At 48.9% G+C, this 544-nt stretch carries 1 protein-coding gene; it reads right to left on the bottom strand.

All coding sequences use genetic code 11. The annotated features are described in order from the left end of the window. Positions 1-460 (bottom strand): TetR/AcrR family transcriptional regulator (locus AC1D35_RS36795; RefSeq protein ID WP_477943010.1); only part of this gene is annotated, 460 nt, incomplete at its 3' end. Positions 461-544: the final 84 nt, after the last annotated feature.

Genomic DNA, 544 nt, shown 5'->3' with positions numbered 1-544 from the left:
CGTCGGTATTGGTCACGCCGATGGAATGATAAAATTCGTTCAAGATGATCGGAAAGGTTCGTTCCTGAAGCATAGAAATATAGCGTCTGTTGATGGACTGGTCGTTCAGCGCACCTAATAGAAAGATCCTGATCCATTGTCTATGGAGGATGCTGTCGCAATAGTCGATCAAGTATGATTTGAGCCTTTCTCGAAATGGAATGGCGCGATTTTGCAGCTCTACCTGCCATTCACCCTTCCATCGCGTCAGGAACACTTCATTGAAGACGCGCTCGATAAGCTCGTTTTTTGTCTTGAAATAGCGATACAGCAGAGGCTGCGTTACCCCAATGTGCTTGGCAATCTCTCGCGTGCTGGCTTGGAAGCCGTTCTCGGAGAAATAGTCGATCGCCTTTTCCACGATCTGCTTTTCGCGGCTGGCATAAGACAGGTACGTCTTCGTAGGGCTCTTGGGCGGCATGGGGATCATCGTCCTTAACTGCAAGCTTTTTGTCGTCGATCGAGCGAACTTGTGCGCCCCGTTGAATGATGGATGTGATTACAT

The organism is Rhizobium sp. P1_E6, assembly GCF_056405875.1.
The sequence above is the reverse complement of the archived record's forward strand: the minus strand, read 5'-3'. Positions and strand labels throughout refer to the sequence as shown.